Below are 15,941 nucleotides of genomic sequence, written 5' to 3'. Positions count from 1 at the left end.
ACACCATGACTGACCAGTATGCAGTGATCGGCAATCCGATTGGACACACGAAGTCGCCGTTGATCCACGGTCTGTTTGCCGAAGCGACGCAACAGGCAATGTCCTACGTCGCGATCGAAGGTCCGCTCGACCCTGACGTTGGCTTCGAGCGGGTCGTGCGCCAGTTCGCCGCCGGCGGCGGCAAGGGCATGAACGTCACCGCGCCCTTCAAGCTCAAGGCCTTCGCGCTCGCCGACGAGCGCAGCGAGCGCGCGATATTGGCGGGCGCCGTCAATGCCCTCAAGTTCGAGAGCGGCCGGATCATTGCGGAGAATTTCGACGGCATCGGACTACTGCGCGATATCGAAGTCAATCTCGGCGTGCCGCTCGCCGGCATACGCGTGTTGATGCTCGGTGCAGGCGGCGCGGCGCGTGGCGCGCTGCTGCCGTTTCTCGCCGCGGGTCCCGCCGAACTGGTCATCGCCAACCGCGACGTGTCCAAGGGCGAGGCGCTGGTGGCCCAAGCCGGCTCGCGCCGCGCGGGGTTGCGTGCCTGCGGCTACGGCGATCTCGCGGCGATGGGCCGCTTTGATCTCGTGGTCAATGCGACCTCCGCGAGCCTGACAGGCGAACTGCCACCCGTCCCGCCGAGCGTGTTCAGTCCCGATGGCACCGCCTATGAGCTGGCGTACGGCAAGCGGCTCACGCCGTTCCTGCGGCTCGCGCGCAACGCCGGCGCGCATGGTGTCGCCGACGGCGTCGGCATGCTGGTCGAGCAGGCAGCCGAAGCCTTTGTATGGTGGCGCGGCATGCGTCCCCAGACGGGTGCCGTGATTGACCGTCTCACTGTGCCGCTCGACTAAGCGCGCAAAGGAGAAGCCAATGAAGAACGCATTGATCTTGCAGCAGGCCCAGTCTCACTAATGCCGTTTCCTTGCACAGGCAAGCGTTGCGAACACGAGGTGACGATCGACGCGGCGGAATGACCGCTTTTGCATTTCAGTCAATCCAAGCGGCCCCAAGCTAGCGCCTCGCCAAGCGCCCCGTCATGCTGGCGAGCACTCCATCGCGGCGAATAAGCCCATGAAACAGCGCCGCGGCAAGATGCAGCAACACCGTAGCGAACAGCGCAAACGCCAGATACGTGTGCAGCGAACGCAGCAACGCATAGAGACGCACGTCTTGCGGCACGATCGGCGGCAAATGCAGCGCGCCGGCCAGCGTCACCGGAAAGCCCCCCGCCGACAGCATCGACCAGCCGACGAGCGGCATCGCCAGCATCAGCGCGTAAAGCACGAGATGCGACGCTTTAGCGGCGAACCGCTGCGGCGCGGGCACGTCGGCCGGCAGCGGCGGCGCGCCGCGCATCAAGCGCACGCCGATGCGGATCAGCACCAGCAGCAACAGCGCGATGCCGAGCGGCCGGTGAATCGCGAGCAGCACGTTGTGCACGCGCGAGACGGTGGCGACCATCCCGACGCCGACGAACAGCATCGCCAGAATCGCAGCGGCCATCGTCCAGTGGAGCAGACGCGCGAGCGGGCTGAATTGCGTATGCGGCTTCATGAATGGGCTCCGTTCGACGGTTGGTCCGGTTGGCTTGGTTGGGCGGCCGGATGACTCGGCAGGTCCGGCTGCTGCGCTTCCTCATGCGTGCGCCGGTTGAACGACAGCGCGTACGCGGCCGAGCGCGCCGCCAGAAGCGGATCGTCCGAGGGGCGAATTCCGGCGGGCAGGATGGTCGGGTCGAAATTGACGTCGCGGCACAAACCCTCCGCCTGCGACGACTCGTGATCGATGACGAGCGTGCCCGCGTCGATCTGCTGACGGTCGGCGGGCCATTGCTGGGTCGCGTCGTTGGTGGGATCGCCGGGCGCGGCGACGGTCAGGATCAGATCCCAGCGCAACGCTCCCTCTTTCAAACGTTGCTCCAGCTCACCGCCGAGAAAGTTCTTGTCCTCCTTCTGCGCGGCGGTGAGCGGCGCATACGGCGCCTCGGGCTGCGTCGCCCAGCGCACCGCGCGCGTTTGTCCGTCGGCGTTGGTGAAACGGAACGCGTTGACGCTGTAGTACGCGGCATTCGCAAAGCTCGACGACGGCGGATTGGCCTTCAACCACGCGAGGAACGGCTGGGTCTCCGGGTTCGCCGCGAAGAACGCCTTGAGCCGCGCGGGGTCCGGCTTGCCCGTGGCCGGGTCGGGCCGCGACGCCACGAGCTGCTCGAAGAACTTCAGCGGCGTGCGAACCGGAAAGAGCGGCACCGAGTTCATGCCGGTGCGCCATTGCTCGCCGTCCTTGAGCTGGAACAGCAGCGCCATGCTGCGAATCGGCACGCTGGCGTCGGGCGCATAGGGATTGCCGCCCGGAATCGCGAAGCGGCCGATCACGGGCGTGATCACGCCCGGGTCGAAGAGGCCCGCGCGCGACACCTCGGCGCCATCGCCATTGCTGACGAAATATCCGGAGACGCACACGCCTTTCGCGTGATTGCGCCGGTAGCCGGGATAGACGCCGGCGTTCGCTTGCAATTGGTTGACGATGCGCGCGGTGGTCAGCCGCGCGGGCGTGAGCCAGCCGGCCGTGTAGGCGAAGCCCCCGGCGAGCGCCGCGACGACGGCGCCGATGGCGGCGAGCCGGCACGGCACGCACAGGCGCTTCGGCGGAGAAGATGAAGGCTTGGACACGAGGGCTCCTTGGCTTGCGATGGGTCGTCGAGAAGGCAAACACGAGCCCGGCGCGTTTATTCCGTCGCCGGCGATTTTTTCAGGCGAATTCGTTTCGAGCGGCGTCGGCTCGAAAACCTGCCCGCCGATGGAATAAACGCGGAATGTGTGTGTTCGTGAGTTGAGCGGCGCGTTTTTCGCCCGCCCCGACACCATGACACCGAACCGACCACCCGCCCCCAGACCGCTTTCCGAGCAGGACATCCACGCTTATGCCGACGGCCTCCTCGCGCCGGATCGCGCCCTGCATCTTCGCGACTACCTGGAAGACCGTCCTGGCGAGGCCCGGCGAGTGGCGTTCTATGGCCGGCTCAACGCGCGGATCAAGGACGTATTCGGCCAGAACGACGAGATCGGCGGCCTGCCCGCCGAGCCCTCGATGCCCCGCCAACCGCGGCGCGCGGCGCTGCGGCGCAAGCTCGCGGGCATCGGCGATCTCGCCGCTGTCCGCATGCTGCGCGCGTTCGCCCTCGCGCTTCTCGCGACGAGCGGCTGGATCGCGGCGATACAGGTTTCTCCGCAAGCGCTGAACAATGCCGCCGTCATGGCGTTGGCAAGCACATCGGGCACGCAGCCAAGCGCCGCGCCGTCCCTCTTCGCGCCTCCCCTCCTCGCCCCGGCCGGCGGCCCGAGCGCGCCTGACCTGAGCGCAGCGGGGCTGCACTTCGCCGCGAACAAGCTCGTGCAGCTCGGCCCGTTTTCGCGGGCGGAAGAATTCGTCTACATCAACGCCGACGGCAAGACCGTCGTGCTGCTGACGGCTTTCGCACCCGCCGCGCGCGACGTGCCGCAATGGATCGCGCACCGCGCCGGCCCGTACCGGCTCCTCACCTGGACCGCGCATCACGAGCGCCACGTGCTGGCAGGCGCTGCCGCCACGCACGGCCTGATGCGCGCGGCGGACGTGCTGACCGCACGCTGACCTGCGCGCGGCGCCGAAGACGCCGCCGCCGAGCCATCGGGAATAAACTGCCCGCAAGCGTGTTTGCTCCTGTATGACCGTCGTTCGCAGAACCCGGCGCCTCGCGCCCTCGATCGATCTGACAAATGGACATACGCAACGAGTTGATGGATCACGTGCCGCGTCTGCGGCGCTACGCGCGAGCGTTGATCACCAATCGAGACCTTGCCGACGACCTCGTGCAGGACACGCTCGAACGCGCCTTGAGCCGCACCGAGCGCTTCCAGCCCGGCACCGACCTGCGCGCGTGGCTCTTCACGGTCATGCACAACGTGTTCGTGAACCAGGTGCGCAAGGCGGCGACGCGGGCCGTGCACGTCTCGGTGGACGACGACGAAATCCCCGAAAGCGAATTCGCGGTCCCGGCCAGTCAGTCGCGCGCACTCGAGGTGCGCGACCTCGACTACGCGCTGCAGCGCCTGCCCGCCGAGCAGCGCGAAGTGGTGCTGCTCGTGGGACTCGAGGAAATGAGCTATACCGACGTCGCGCTCGCCCTCGACATTCCGATCGGCACGGTGATGTCGCGGCTCTCGCGCGGACGAGAGCGGCTGAGAGCATTGATGGCCGGCGCGCAGCCCGGCGCAAAACTGAAGGTGGTGCGATGAACGGCCAACACACTCCGATCGAAGACGAAGAGCTTCACGCCTACGTGGACGGGACGTTGTCCGAAGAGCGGCGCGCCGCGGTCGAAGCGGCGCTCGACCGCAACCCGGAATTGGCCGCGCGCGTGAGCGGCTATTTCTCGCTGAACGGCCTGTTCCATGAGCGCTACGACCGCGTGCTCGACGAGCCCGTGCCCAAGCGCCTGCAACCGCCGATGCCGCGCCGCTGGCTCCAGGCGGCGAACTGGCCGCGTTTCGCGGGCCTCGCGGCGGCGCTCGTGATCGGCGTGGGGATCGGGGCCGGCACGAACCTGGGGCGGGACGTCATCGTGTCGTCGTCCGGCAACGGCGGCGGCGACACGCACACGGTCAGCTACGAGACGGCCGATCCGCTCGCACGCCAAGCGGCGATCGCGCACGTGGTCTACATGCCGACGGTCTACCGTCCGATGAGCCTGATGGCCGCCGACCACGAGCAGGAGTTCGTGCAGATGGTCGCGAACAAGCTCGGCACCAACGTGCGCCCGCCGAACCTCACGAAAAGCGGCCTCGTACTGATGGGCGGACGCATCCTGCAGGGCGACGACGGTCCTGTCGCTCAGTTCATGTATCGCGACGCGAAGGACGAGCGCGTCACGCTGTGCATCTCGCACCGCAAGGCCAGCTCGAACACGACCGCGTTCAAGCTCTACCAGGATGGATCGGTCAAGGTGTTCTACTGGGTCGACGGCGATTTCGGCTATGCGATCTCGGGCGGCATGGACCGCGCGACGCTGTTGCAGCTCTCGCACGATGTCTATGCGCAGTTGACGGCAGCGGCGCCGGGGTGAATCCGTGCAGAACAAATGTCACTAAACGGCATTTTGATCGACGTATAGTCGAAAAAGAATGCACGGGGTTCCAGCGCCGCGGCCGCGGCGTGGCTCGCGCCTTCCTTCACCGAAGCACTTTTATGACTGGACGCGATGCCGGCACTCGCACGACCGAGACTGCCGAGCCTGAACATGCCCCCGCCACCGGCGCCGCCGTTCGTTCAGCAGCCCCCACTGCCACTCCCGCCCCTGCGAGAAAACGCTCGAACGGCCCGCGACGCCTCGGCCCGCTGACACGCGCGCTCGTCGTCGGCGTGTGGGTGTGGTCGCTCGTCGAAATTCCGTGGGAGGTGCGCGGCAGCGAGAGCATGGCGCAGACCTTGGCACTCCTGTTTTCGAAAGCGCTGTTGACGGTGCTCGTCATCTGCGCGCTGCGCGGCGTGCGTGGGGCACGCGTGCTCTTCACGTTCGTTTGCGCAGTGAGCGTGATCGCGATCGGGCTCGACTTGCCCGTCGAATTCAACGTGCTGCGGATGGGGTTTTACTTGTCGATCGTCGACTGCGCGATCAAGTTCGCCGCGGCCCTCGCGCTGGTATCGCGCTACGCCAATCGCAATGGCGGCGGCGCTTAAACGCGCGCGACGCCCATGCCGTTCAGGATATCGCCAAGCCTTGGTCAGTCTCTTGCGCCGGCGGCTCATTCGCCGCCCTCTGCTCCTGATGGACACAGATGCGGTTGCGGCCCGAGCGCTTCGCCTCGTAGAGCGCGGCGTCGGCCCGCACGTTCACCCGATCCAGCGTATCGCCCGCCTGCCAGGTTGCGATACCGCCGCTGATGCTGTATCGGCAAGGCCCGGAGCCGGTGGTTACCGGCTCGGCGTTCACGGCGCAACGCAGTCGTTCGGCGAACTGCAGCGCATCGCCCGGCTGCGCCCCGGCGAGCAGCACGGCGAACTCCTCGCCGCCCATGCGCCCCAGCACGTCGCCGCGCCTTAGCTGAAGCCCGGCGCAACGCACGAATTCGCGCAGCACTGCGTCGCCCCCCGCGTGGCCGAACGTATCGTTGATCGCCTTGAAGTGATCGAGGTCGACGATCAGGAGCGAGAGCGGCACGTCTTGGCTCAACGCGCGGCCGGACAGGCGCTGCACGGCAGCCTCGAACCCCTTGCGCGACAGCGCGCCAGTGAGGAAGTCGCGCTCGGCGGCGTCGCGGGCGTCGGAAAGCAGGGCGTCGTGCACCATCATCATGGCGGCCATCGACAGCGTCGGCATGATGGCGGCTGCGATCGCCAGCAGCACCACGCTCCAGGTCGAGGCGAACATCAAGATGTTCGACGTGCCGTCCAGGGTCATGAAATACACGCCTCTTGCCGCCTGACAGGCGCCGAAGGCGAGCGCCATCGTCGCGGTCGCCCAATAGGGATACGCCGAACGCCCGGCCGGCCGGTGCCGCGCGACAAGAACCGCAACGGCAATGCACATCGCGGTCGAAAAGAGCGCGGTGACCAGCACGCGCACCGGAATGCTGTTGACCACGTAGCGCCAGTACACCAGGGCGGCGCTCAGCGCGATCAGCGCGCCTATCAGCACGGGCCAGCGAACCGGGCGCCGGAGGAAGTGTGCGCAGCCCGCGTAATACATGACCGCCGCAAGCGCCATCAGCTGATTCGCAACGACGACCGACAAGACGTCGGAAATCTGTCCGCGCAACAGGACCAGCGGCAGAGACACCACCATCATGAGATTGGAGGCGAACCAGTCGGATACCCCCGGCATGCCGGAGCGAAGCAGCGAGCCCAGCAACGCCGTCAAGATCAGGCTCATCAGGGCAGAAGTGACGATGGCTAGTGCGGGATTCAGCATGTGCGCCGGAACGGTCTGGAAAGGGTGAGGCGGTCGCGCGAGTCTCGGTCGATCAGGTCGCGCGCGGGCTGTCGCATGCTAACCGGTTCAAATGAAACAGGCGCAAAAAAATTCGACGCTCCCAACACCCTTCGCCGCCGGGCAAATCGTGCGTGGCGGTTAGCGCTTTTCTTAGGCGGAGCCGGGCCAAGCCCGGCCCCGCCGCCTACACGCGGTGAATCCGAAACTCCCCTGCCAGCGCGGACGGCCCGCCCCGGTTCATCAGCCGCGCGAACTCCGACTCGATGCGCGACAACGCCACGCGTTTGGCTTCATCGTCGAAGCTCGCCAGATCGCGATAGGCGCTCTCGTCGAACGAGACGGTCACGGTCGCCGGATGGCCGGCCGATTCGAAGCCGATGTGCAGCGTGCCGTTGGCGCGCTCTTCGATGTGGAAGGGAATGGAGCGCGATTCGAAATAGTGCCCCAGCGTGGCGGCGATCTCCCGCCAGCTGTCGCTCTGCGATTGAATGCTCATCTAGCCCTCGTCGCGGTGGTGAGTCCTTGCCGTTTCTGCGCGCACGCAGCCCGTTGCTGCCGCCGTTTGCAAACTTTGCGGCGCGAGACAGCACAACAACCAGTTTAGAAAACGGCCGGGAAGCCTGCCAGTTCGCGAATGGGGGCGGGGGGACGCGCCCCTGCGATGCGCCCCTGCGGCCCGTTGGGCATGGGTATTGCTTCGCGAAAACGCGCCGGACGACATCCGGCCCCCGAATCGCCAAGCCGCGCCGCGGCCTCCGTTACGTCATACTTCTCAGCATTCACCAGCGCTCGCATCCGTCAATCGATCGCGAGCCGTGAGGAGCCTATCGATGAACATGCGTACCGTGTCCGCATTTGCCGTCGCCGCCGTGTCGCCGCTCGCGGCCTTTGCCCAGACACCTTCGCCGTTCGCCGAATGGCAATACTCCGCGGGTATTCCGCTCGAGCGGATCTATGAGCCGGAGCTGCCGGTCTGGCGCATCCGCATCGGTCCCGGCACGGCGTTCCAGCCGCTCTACGACGGCTCGTCGCGCTACCACGTGCTCATCGGGCCGAGCTTCGACATCCGCTACCGCAACCTGCTCTTCCTTTCGAGCGGCGACGGCGCCGGCGTCGATTTCCTCAGCGGACAAAACTGGCGCCTCTCGTTCGCGGTCGCCTACGACCTCGGCCGCCGCGAAGCGGACGACCGCGAGCACCTCCAAGGGCTCGGCAACATCAACCCGGCCCCGGCGCTGAAGCTGTTCGGCGACTACGTGATCTCCAAGCAATTCCCGCTCGACATCCGCGCCGACATCCGCCGCAACCTCGGCGGCGCCGACGGCTGGATCGGCGACATCGGCGCATACCTGCCAATGCCGGGCAGCTCGGAGAATTTTTTCTGGTTCGCCGGGCCGAGCGTCACCTTTGCGGACTCGGCCTACATGAACAGCTGGTTCGGCGTGAACGCGACCCAGGCCGCGCGCTCGGGCTATCCGCAATACCGCGCGTCGGCCGGCGTGAAGTCGTACGGCCTGGGCGTGAGCGCGAGCTGGCTGCCGGCCAGGCACTGGATCATGAACGCCGACACGGCGATCCAGCAGCTCGTCGGGTCCGCCGCGCACAGCCCGATTACGCAGCGCGCAACGGGGGTGGTGCTCTCGATCTCCGTCGATTACGAGTTCTGAGGCGGCCTCGCGAAATATTTTTTGCCGCGGGAAATAGGCTCAAAATAGTGCGTCGGCGCGCGAGTGCAATCGAGCGCTCTGTTCAGCTCTGCGTGGGAGAGGCCATGTGGTACGCATGGGTCGAAGCGCAACGCAACCTGCTTCGCGCCGCCGGCGCGTGGGCCGCGCTCGGCGCCGGCGCATGGGGCTGGCCCGCGCTCATCGGAGCGGACTGGCTTGCCCCGATGCTTCAGCCGCGGCCCGAGGTCCCGCCGTTCGGCATCGCGTCGGTGACGATCGGCCGCCGCCGGATACCGGTCGCCGAACGCATTGCCGACAGCACCCCGTTTTGCGCGTTGCGCCACTTTGCACGCGAGCCCGGCAGCCTGCCCCCCACGCGCCGCCGCCCATCGCCCGACATCCTGATCTGCGCGCCGCTCGCCGGACACCACGCGGTCATGCTGCGCGAGACCGTCGAGGCGTTCCTGCAAAACGGCGACGTCTACCTGACCGACTGGACCGACGCGCGCGACGTGCCGCTCAGCGCGGGCGGCTTCGGTCTCGACGACTATGTGCTCGTCATCGAGCGCTTCCTGCGCCGCTTCGGCGGCAAGCGCATCCATGTCGTCGCCGTGTGCCAGGCGACCGCGCCGACGCTCGCCGCCCTCGCGCTCCTCGCGAGCGAAGGCGCGATGCCCGCGGCAAGCCTCACGCTGATGGGCGGCCCCATCGACACGCGCCTCAATCCGACCGATCTCGCCCGCTTCGCGCAGTCCCACAGCGTGGACTGGTTCCGCCGCAATCTCATCGATACGGTTCCGCCGCCCTATGCGGGCGCGGGCCGCCGCGTGTATCCCGCCTATTGCCAGCAGGCGGCCATCGCCGCCGCTTATCCGAAGCACCAAATGGAGCTCGAAGCGGACTACTGGTCGAGCCAGGCCAAGGCGGATACGGAAGGCGTCGCGCGCAGCCTGCGGCAGATGGGCGAGTACGCGGCCGTGCTCGACATGGACGAGCATTACTTTCTCGACACGCTGCAAGTGATCTTCCAAGAGCAGCTGCTCGCGCGCGGCACGTGGCAAGTCAAGGGGCGCGACGTGCGTCCCGGAGCGCTGTCGTCGATCGCGCTGTGCACGGTGGAAGGCGCGCGTGACAACGTCACGGGCGCGCAGCAGACTCACGCGGCCCATGCGCTCTGCAGCGGCATCGCCGAGCGCAGACGCCTCGGGCTGACAATCGCCGATTGCGATCACTACGGCCTCTTCATGGGGCCGACCTTGCGCAACCAGATCCATCCGGCGGTCACGCAATTCTGGCGTGCGGCGCATTGATTCGAACCGCTGCATTCGTCTGCGCATTGCGCCTCATTTTTCTCTAATTCCCGGCCCGTACGATTCATCTCCATCGACGAGCCGAACGGCTATCCGTTCCAGGAAACCCTTGCCGCAAGGCTTCGAGCGCAATGAAACCGCTCGACATACTTTTCCGACAGATTTATCCGGCGCGTCCTTTTATAGTCCACCCGTCGCCATGACGCATCGCGCGATGTGGCCCGAACCCTGAAGGAATCCCTTCGATCCGCAATCCTTCGGCATCCGTATCGATTACGGAGCGATTGCGGACCATTCCGAAAACCGACATTGCAAGCCATCGAATCCCGTGGACGGATGGCTTGGCTTTGCTGTATCCAGAGGAGATATCAGTCTCATGAACTTCGATTACGCCGTCATCGGCACCGGCATTCAAGCACTCGTCGTACTGGACAGGATGCGCGCGCTCGGCTTGAACGCCTGCGGCGTCGAACCCGAATCGCGCACGGCGGACGGCCAGGTGCACCGCTTGCCGTTCTACGTCCATCGCGGGCACTGCTACGCCGAGCGCGAACTGGCCGGCCCGCTTCGCGACACTTACGCGAACTGGCAAAACATGATTCGCCGCCTCGGCGTGAAGATCCGCTCGACCGAGTCCTACGTGGGCTTCACCGGCGACAGCAGCCGCTGGACCCAGACCTGGGACGCGCTCGACATCCCCTATGCGCAGACCTCGCTCAAGACGGGCTTGTTGAGCGCGCACCGGCTGAGCGAGGCGTATGCGTTTCCGCACATGTCGTTCGACGGCCGCGAGCTTCTCGCCAGGCTGCGGCAGGCCAATCGCGACTTCCTCATGGGCGGCGCGATCCGGCATGTCAGCCGTTGCTGGCAGGGCTATCGCCTGTTCGTCGGCGACCGGCTGATCACGGCGAAGAAGCTGATCGTCTGCGCGGGCGCGCATCTGCCCGGCGTGCTGGAAGCGCTTCCGGACGTCGAGGCGCGCCTGCCGGTGCAGACGCGTGTCTGCCAGGTGCTGACGATGCGCGGCCCCGTGCCGAACGCGAGCATCGTGGTGCCCGATGCGCAGATGTCGATCGCGCCGCAGTACACCGCAGACGGCTCGACTGTGCTGCTCTATACGCACGGCGCGAATCCGATCCGCACCGACAAGAATCACCGCATCGACATCGCGCGGCTCGAGCTGCAGCTCGATGCGCTGCGCGCCACCCTGCCGGGCTTGAGCGATACCGGCCGCGTACGCGGCATCTACATGACGCTCGAAACCGAAAGCGCGGCGTTCGGCGGCAAGGGCACGCGCACCGGCCGACGCTTTGTCGAGCAGGTGGACGACGACGTGCTGTGCGTGCTGCCCGGCAAGCCGTCGTTCGCGATGAACGCGTCTGACGAGTTGCTGTCGCTGCTCAATGCCGGGCGACGCAGTGCGCAGGAAACCGAGTGCGCGGCCGAGCCCTCGTATTTCGCCGCGGCGCGCATTCGCCATGCATTCGAAGGAGCGCAACACCGTGCATAACCTCTACATCGGCCTCGACCGCACCGGGACCCTCGAACCCAAGGCGGCCATCGACGAATTCGCGAAGCGCCATGATCTGGCGTTGAACGTGTACGTGTATGCGGAGCGCGGGGGCACGGTCGACGTCGTGCCGAAGAGTGTCGACAAGGCCAATCTCGTGCGATTCATGAGAGTGCTGCTGATCGAAGACGACTTGCAAATCGGCCAGAGCCTGCTGCGCGCTTTGAAAGACGCCGATTACAGCGTCGACTGGGTGCGCGACCTGGATGACGAGCTGGTTTCTTAGCGAGGTGATCATGGGCGCAGAGACGGCTGAAGGGTTTGGACAGACCGCGCTTTTGATTCTAGGCGACGCCTTCGCGCTCAACGCATGCAAGCGGCAACGAGCTTGCCTAGCGTAATCAGCGCCGCCTCGATCCCGGGCGACCACGTATAGCTGTAGTTGAGCCGGATAAAGTTGCGGTAGCTGTCCGTCGCCGAAAACATGTAGCCGGGGCCGACCGTGATGCCGTTGTCGAGGGCGAGCTGGTAGAGCCGCATCGAATCGACGGACGGCGGCAGCTCCACCCACAGAACGTAGCCGCCCATCGGATGCGAGGTCCGCGTGCCCTCGGGGAAAAAGCGCTTGACGGTCGCCGTCATCAGGCTGGCCTGCTGGGCGAAGACCTTGCGCACGCGCCTCAGGTGATGCTCGTAGCCGTCGTTCTTCAGGTATTCGGCGATGGCGAGCTGCGGAATGGAGGGCGTCGTCAGCGTGTTGAGGAACTTGAGCTTTTCGACCTGCTCGTGAAAGCGCCCGGCGATCGCCCAGCCGATGCGGTAGGCCGACGTCAGGCTCTTCGAAAACGACGCGCAGTGCAGCACGAGCCCCTCGGTATCGAACGACTTCAGCGAACGCGGATGCGCTTCGCCGAAATAGAGCTCGTTGTAGACGTCGCTCTCGATGACCGGCACGCCGTGACGCGCGAGCAATTCGACGAGCTCGCGCTTGTTCTCGTCGGGCATCTGAAAGCCGAGCGGGTTCTGGAAATTCGGCATCACCATGCAGGCGGCGATGCGCTGTTTCGCGAGGATCGCCGCCAGCGCGCCGAGATCGATGCCTTCGCCCGGGTTCGTCGCCACCTCGATCGCGCGCATGCCCATCCGCTCGATCGCGTGGAGCATCGCGTAATAGGTCGGCGATTCGACGGCCACCGTGTCGCCCGGCTTCGCCACCGCCTGCAGGCAGAGATTGATCGCCTCGGTCGCGCCGACCGTGACGACGATCTCGTTGGGATCCACGGGCTCGCCGTTCTCCAGATACCGGCGCGCGATCTGGCGGATCAGCTCCGGATTGCCCGGCGGCAGTTCGTCGGCGACGCCCCACTGCGACTTGCGGCGCACGATGGCCGAGCCGTAGCGGCTGATCTTGTCGGAGGGAAACAGCTTCGGATCGGGGTAAGGCGAGCCGAGCGGCACCGCCTCCCCGCTGCCGATGGAGCGCAGCGTCGACAAGACCAGGCGGCTCACGTCGACCTGCGCCGAGACCGCGATCGGCTTGGAGGTGCGCAGCTCGTTCTCGCGCGCCGCGCTCGCCGGTAGCCGGACGAAGTAGCCCGATTGCGGCCGGCTTTCGATGAGGCCCTTGCTTTCCAGCAGCAGGTAGGCGTGCAGCACGGTCGTGATGCTGATCTGCCGGTGCTGGCTGGTCTGCCTGACCGAGGGGATGCGCTCGCCGCGGCGAAACACGCCTTGCGAGATCTGATCCTCGATGTCTTTTGCGAGCCTTTCGTAAAGCTTCAACGCGTTCCCCGAAGCGCACCGCTGCTTTCGCCGTGCTCGAGCGCAACGGCCTTGCCACCGACAGGCAATCGAAAGCTCATGGAGCACAGTTGCCGACGACACGACTACATCATATTCGAACTGTACTCTTTGATGCAGCGCAAAAGTGTATGCCCGACGCATGGCCAAAGGCTCGTAACCTTGCCCCGACAGTCGCGCAAAGCCTCTCAGGCGTCACTCACGTCACGTGAGCGCGAAGTTTAGAAAAGAGCACAGCATGGACAAGCCCACGAAGCCGCAAGGCAGCATCAAGCCCTACCACCACCCCGCCGCGGGCTGGGGCGCGCTGAAATACGTCGCGATCAACCTGCTCAAGGAGAAAGTCCCGGGCGGCAACTACAAGACGCTGTTCAAGCAGAACCAGCCCGACGGCTTCGATTGCCCCGGCTGCGCCTGGCCCGACCGGCAGCACGCCTCGACGTTCGAGTTCTGCGAGAACGGCGTGAAGGCGGTGGCGGCCGAAGCGACGGGCAAGCGCGTCACGCCGGCCTTCTTCGCCGGGCACACGGTCGAAGCGCTGATGAAGCAGAGCGACTACGAGCTCGAGCAGCACGGCCGTCTGACCGACCCGATGGTCTACAACGCGCGCGCCGACAAGTACGAGCCAATCGCCTGGGACGCCGCGTTCGCGCTGATCGCCAGGCACCTGAACGGCCTAGGCGACCCCGGCCGCGCCGCGTTCTACACTTCGGGCCGGGCGAGCAACGAGGCGGCGTTCCTCTACCAGCTGTTCGTACGGATGTACGGCACCAATAACTTTCCCGACTGCTCGAACATGTGCCACGAGGCGACGAGCCGCGGCCTGCCGACGACGGTCGGCATCGGCAAGGGCACCGTCACGCTGGACGACTTCGAGCACGCCGACACGATCCTGATCTTCGGCCAGAACCCGGCCACGAACCATCCGCGCATGCTCGGCGAGCTGCGCGAGTGCGCGAAGCGGGGAGCTGCGATCGTCTCGATCAACCCGCTGCGCGAGCGCGGGCTCGAACGCTTCGCGAGCCCGCAGCATCCGGTCGAGATGCTGACGATGTCGAGCACGAAGATTGCGACGACCTTCATCCAGCCGAAGCTCGGCGGCGATTTCGCGCTCATCAAGGGCGTGGCCAAGCGCGTGCTCGAACTCGACGATCAAGCGGTCGCGGAAGGCGCCGAGCGCGTGCTCGACGCCGCCTTCATCGCCGAGCACACCGCGGGCTTCGACGCGTTCGCCGCCGACCTGCGCGCGGAAAGCTGGCCGCTGCTCGAGGAAGAATCGGGCGTGGCGCGCGAGGACATCGAAGACCTCGCGCGCATCTACGTGAACGGCAAGCGCGTGATCTCGACCTGGGGCATGGGCATCACGCAGCACAAGCACTCGGTGCAGACCGTGCACATGCTGTCGAACCTGATGATGATGCGCGGCAATATCGGCCGCGAAGGCGCGGGCCTCTGCCCCGTGCGCGGCCACTCGAACGTGCAGGGCAACCGCACGGTCGGCATCGAGGAGAAGCCGACGCAGGCGTTCCTCGACCGTCTCGGCCGCGCCTTCGATTTCGAGCCGCCGCGCGAGCACGGCTACGATGTCGTCGAGACGATCGAGGCGATGCTCGAAGGCCACGTCAAGGTGTTCATCGGCCTGGGCGGCAACTTCGCGATGGCGACGCCCGACACGCCGCGCACCTGGGATGCGCTGCGCGCCTGCGACCTCACGGTTCACATCACGACCAAGCTCAACCGCAGCCATCTGGTGCGCGGCAAGGACGCGCTGATCCTGCCGACGCTCGGCCGCACCGAGATCGACATGCAAGGCGGGCTCGCGCAAGGCGTGACGGTCGAGGATTCGATGAGCATGGTGCACATCTCGTACGGGATGAACGCTCCGGCGTCGCAGAACCTGATGTCGGAAACAGCGATCGTCGCGCAGATCGCGCACGCGACGCTCGGCAGCGGCAAGGTCGACTGGCTCGGCTACGCGAGCGACTACGCGCGCGTGCGCGACGCGATCGAACGCTCGATCGACGGCTTCGCCGATTACAACGCGCGCGTCGCGCAGCCGGGCGGCTTCCATCTGCGCGTTGCCTCGCGCGAGCGCGACTGGAAGACGAGCACGGGCAAGGCCAACTTCATCGCGCACCGGATCGGCCAGGACTCGCCGATCCACCGCGCCAAGCGGCTTCATGGCGAGCGCGTGATGACGCTGATGACGACGCGCTCGCACGACCAGTACAACACGACGATCTACGCGCTCGACGACCGCTATCGCGGCGTGTTCGGCCAGCGCCGCGTGGTGTTCATCAACGCGGCGGACTTGCGGATGCTCGGCTTCCAGCACGGCGACTGGGTGGACATGACGACGGTGTGGGACGACGGCATCGAGCGCCGCGCCGATTCGTTCCTGCTCGTCGAGTACGACATTCCGCGCGGCTGCATCGGGTCGTATTACCCGGAGACGAATCCGCTGGTGCCGCTCGCGAGTGTGGGGGATGTGAGCAATACGCCGACGTCGAAGTCGATTCCGGTGCTGCTGCACAAGTCGGCGCGACCGGGAGGGGTTGCGGCTCCCCAGGCGTAGATCCGATCCTGGAGCCCGGATCGCTGCAGCCGCGGGCTTCTCCTTTTGCATTACTGCACCCACGCGTGTGGCAAACTGCTCGTCACGGTCAGGTCTCGGCCGATGAGAGCGAGACTTC

The 15,941-nt window shown here is 66.2% G+C and carries 14 protein-coding genes and 1 pseudogene; 10 read left to right on the top strand and 5 right to left on the bottom strand.

What is annotated here, in order from left to right; all coding sequences use genetic code 11:
- Positions 1 to 5: 5 nt before the first annotated feature.
- Positions 6 to 842, top strand: coding sequence for a shikimate dehydrogenase (gene aroE, locus FAZ69_RS20820; RefSeq protein ID WP_136896981.1), 837 nt, complete (start codon positions 6 to 8; stop codon positions 840 to 842).
- A gap of 160 nt (positions 843 to 1,002) precedes the next feature.
- Here aroE and FAZ69_RS20815 read toward each other — a convergent pair whose 3' ends face one another.
- The gene (locus tag FAZ69_RS20815) at positions 1,003 to 1,545 is read right to left on the bottom strand and encodes a cytochrome b (protein WP_136896980.1); all 543 of its coding nucleotides are present in this window, start codon (positions 1,543 to 1,545) and stop codon (positions 1,003 to 1,005) included.
- Positions 1,542 to 2,663 carry a catalase family peroxidase gene (locus FAZ69_RS20810; protein WP_240702381.1) on the bottom strand — a complete coding sequence of 374 codons (1,122 nt, stop codon included), beginning with the start codon at positions 2,661 to 2,663 and terminating at the stop codon, positions 1,542 to 1,544. The genes FAZ69_RS20815 and FAZ69_RS20810 overlap by 4 nt, the downstream gene beginning before the upstream one ends.
- Before the next feature lie 193 nt (positions 2,664 to 2,856).
- Here FAZ69_RS20810 and FAZ69_RS20805 point away from each other — a divergent pair, with 193 nt between their 5' ends.
- From FAZ69_RS20805 to FAZ69_RS20790, 4 genes are all read left to right on the top strand, one after another.
- The gene (locus tag FAZ69_RS20805) at positions 2,857 to 3,624 is read left to right on the top strand and encodes an anti-sigma factor family protein (protein ID WP_136896978.1); all 768 of its coding nucleotides are present in this window, start codon (positions 2,857 to 2,859) and stop codon (positions 3,622 to 3,624) included.
- A 125-nt stretch (positions 3,625 to 3,749) separates the two neighbouring features.
- Complete coding sequence (locus tag FAZ69_RS20800; RefSeq protein ID WP_136896977.1) at positions 3,750 to 4,268, top strand: RNA polymerase sigma factor; 519 nt, start codon at positions 3,750 to 3,752, stop codon at positions 4,266 to 4,268.
- Positions 4,265 to 5,095, top strand: coding sequence for an anti-sigma factor family protein (locus FAZ69_RS20795; protein WP_136896976.1), 831 nt, complete (start codon positions 4,265 to 4,267; stop codon positions 5,093 to 5,095). The genes FAZ69_RS20800 and FAZ69_RS20795 overlap by 4 nt, the downstream gene beginning before the upstream one ends.
- A 122-nt stretch (positions 5,096 to 5,217) precedes the next feature.
- Positions 5,218 to 5,709 (top strand): hypothetical protein, encoded by a 492-nt coding sequence (locus tag FAZ69_RS20790; RefSeq protein WP_136896975.1) that lies wholly within the window; start codon positions 5,218 to 5,220, stop codon positions 5,707 to 5,709.
- 22 nt (positions 5,710 to 5,731) lie between these two features.
- On the opposite strand, the gene FAZ69_RS20785 is transcribed toward FAZ69_RS20790, so the two are convergent.
- Both FAZ69_RS20785 and FAZ69_RS20780 read right to left on the bottom strand, forming a co-directional pair.
- Entirely contained in the window at positions 5,732 to 6,940 is a 1,209-nt protein-coding gene (locus FAZ69_RS20785) for a GGDEF domain-containing protein (RefSeq protein ID WP_136896974.1), read from the bottom strand.
- A 205-nt stretch (positions 6,941 to 7,145) separates the two neighbouring features.
- Positions 7,146 to 7,457, bottom strand: coding sequence for a hypothetical protein (locus FAZ69_RS20780; RefSeq protein WP_136896973.1), 312 nt, complete (start codon positions 7,455 to 7,457; stop codon positions 7,146 to 7,148).
- Positions 7,458 to 7,791: 334 nt separating this feature from the next.
- Between FAZ69_RS20780 and FAZ69_RS20775 the strand changes: the two genes are divergently transcribed.
- The 4 genes and pseudogenes from FAZ69_RS20775 to FAZ69_RS20760 all read left to right on the top strand — a co-directional run.
- Positions 7,792 to 8,628: a MipA/OmpV family protein gene (locus tag FAZ69_RS20775; RefSeq protein ID WP_136896972.1), complete on the top strand. Its 837-nt coding sequence runs from the start codon at positions 7,792 to 7,794 to the stop codon at positions 8,626 to 8,628.
- A gap of 104 nt (positions 8,629 to 8,732) precedes the next feature.
- Complete coding sequence (gene phaZ, locus FAZ69_RS20770; RefSeq protein WP_136896971.1) at positions 8,733 to 9,938, top strand: polyhydroxyalkanoate depolymerase; 1,206 nt, start codon at positions 8,733 to 8,735, stop codon at positions 9,936 to 9,938.
- A gap of 376 nt (positions 9,939 to 10,314) precedes the next feature.
- Positions 10,315 to 11,448, top strand: coding sequence for an FAD-binding oxidoreductase/lyase (locus FAZ69_RS20765; protein ID WP_136896970.1), 1,134 nt, complete (start codon positions 10,315 to 10,317; stop codon positions 11,446 to 11,448).
- Positions 11,449 to 11,614: 166 nt separating this feature from the next.
- Positions 11,615 to 11,710: pseudogene (locus FAZ69_RS20760) on the top strand (DNA-binding response regulator); the annotation flags it as partial.
- 101 nt (positions 11,711 to 11,811) lie between these two features.
- Here the strand turns inward: FAZ69_RS20760 and FAZ69_RS20755 are convergent.
- Positions 11,812 to 13,230, bottom strand: coding sequence for an aminotransferase-like domain-containing protein (locus tag FAZ69_RS20755; protein WP_136896969.1), 1,419 nt, complete (start codon positions 13,228 to 13,230; stop codon positions 11,812 to 11,814).
- 256 nt (positions 13,231 to 13,486) lie between these two features.
- On the opposite strand from FAZ69_RS20755, the gene FAZ69_RS20750 reads away from it, so the two are divergent.
- On the top strand, positions 13,487 to 15,823 hold the full coding sequence (locus FAZ69_RS20750; protein ID WP_136896968.1) for an FdhF/YdeP family oxidoreductase: 2,337 nt from the start codon (positions 13,487 to 13,489) through the stop codon (positions 15,821 to 15,823).
- Positions 15,824 to 15,941: the final 118 nt, after the last annotated feature.

The organism is Trinickia terrae (assembly GCF_005144415.1).
Taxonomy (GTDB): domain Bacteria; phylum Pseudomonadota; class Gammaproteobacteria; order Burkholderiales; family Burkholderiaceae; genus Trinickia_A; species Trinickia_A terrae.
Note: the sequence above shows the minus strand (reverse complement) of the source record. Positions and strands in the feature narration are given on the sequence as shown.